Below are 1,530 nucleotides of genomic sequence, written 5' to 3'. Positions count from 1 at the left end.
CGGCTAGTGCGGTGTCCAGTAACGTTTGCCGGGTTTCTGTCGTACCAGTCGGGTTGGCTGTGGGTCATGCCTCGTCGTCGGGATCCGGCCGCTGCTGTGGTGGTGTATCGGACCGCACGGGTGGGGTTGCGGTTGACGTCAGGTCAGCGGCGGCGGTGTTTCGGGCTGCTCCGGTCGGCCGGGGACGTGTGGGCGTGTGTGTTGGAGGTCAACGCGTGGCGTCGAGTCCGTCGGGACGTCCCGTTGGCGGGTTATCAAGAGTTGTGTCGGGAGTTGGCCGCTGCCGGACCGGGGACGTTCGGGGACTTGGACTCCACGGGCGCCCGGTCGGTGTTGCGCCGCTTCTCCGACGCCTGGTTCGCGGCGGCGAAACGCCGCAAGGACGGCGACGCCGCCGTCCGGTTTCCGCGTCGTCGCCGGTTCCTGATGCCGGTGCGCTGGTATCACGGGACCTTCACCCTCGACGACCGTCGGGTCCGTGTCCCGACCGCACGTGGGACGGCGCCGTTGTGGCTGCGGCTGGCCCGGCGCCTGCCCTACCCAGCCGAGCAGGTGCGGTCGGTCACCCTGCTCTGCGAGGGTGGTCGGTTGTTCCTGGATGTGACCGCCGAGATCCCGGTCACGGAATATCCGGTCGGTGAGGGTCCGCACCTGGGGCGGGTAGCGGGGGTGGATCTGGGGGTGATCCATCCGTACGCGGTCGCCGGCCCCGACGGGCAGGCCCTGTTGGTGTCCGGCCGCGCGATCCGGGCCGAACACCGCCAGCACCTGTCGGATACGAAGCGGCGTCGCCGTGCTGTCTCCCGTCGGGCGCCGGGAAGGGGGCAGCGGGGGTCGCGGCGGTGGCGGCGGTATCGGTGTCGGGCGCGGGTGGTGGAGGGCCGGCATCGGCGGCGGGTCCGGCAGGCCCAGCACGAGGCGGCGAAGACGGTGATCGGCTGGGCTGTGGCTCACCAGGTCGGGACCCTGCGGGTTGGTGACCCTCGTGGCGTGCTCGACCTCCAGGCCGGGCGGCGGCACAACCTGCGGTTGCGGCAGTGGCAGATCGGTCACCTCATCCGCATCCTCCACGACAAGGCGACCCTGGCCGGGATCAGAGTCGTTCTGGTCGACGAGCGGGGAACGTCGTCGACCTGCCCCGCCTGCACCCGGCGGATACCGAAACCCCGAGACCGGAACCTCACCTGTTCGTACTGCGAATTTGCGGGCCATCGTGACCTGGTCGCGGCGGCCATCATCGCCACCCGGACTCCGGGCGGCGGACCTACCACCCCACCCACCCCTGCTGCCGCTGTGCCGGTGGTGTCGGGTGGGGTGGTCACGCACCGTCGAGCCGGCCGGCACCTGCCCGGTGCCGGCCGGTCCCGACGTGACCCCCGCCGCCCACCACAACACCCCGGGCGGCGTGAGGGTCGGTTGGCCAGCGGTGGCCCGCCCCACCAACCACCGGGTGGGGAGTCGCTCGCCGTCACCGGCGAGGATCCACAACACCACCGGAAACCCGGTGAACGTTAGTGGACACCGCACTAG

The 1,530-nt window shown here is 71.2% G+C and carries 1 protein-coding gene; it reads left to right on the top strand.

Annotated elements, in window-relative coordinates; genetic code table 11:
* Nucleotides 1-66 precede the first annotated feature (66 nt).
* Nucleotides 67-1,515, top strand: a complete 1,449-nt coding sequence (locus AAH979_RS42925; RefSeq protein WP_346263858.1) for a transposase — start codon at nt 67-69, stop codon at nt 1,513-1,515.
* Nucleotides 1,516-1,530 lie beyond the last annotated feature (15 nt).

Origin of the sequence: Plantactinospora sp. ZYX-F-223, assembly GCF_039649625.1 — a bacterium.
In the GTDB taxonomy this organism is placed as follows: domain Bacteria; phylum Actinomycetota; class Actinomycetes; order Mycobacteriales; family Micromonosporaceae; genus Plantactinospora.
This window is presented reverse-complemented; position numbering and strand designations above follow the sequence as displayed.

What these genes read in the sequence shown, in the direction of transcription:
- AAH979_RS42925 (WP_346263858.1), top strand. Translation starts at nt 67, where the DNA reads ATGCCTCGTCGTCGGGATCCGGCCGCTGCTGTGGTGGTGTATCGGACC.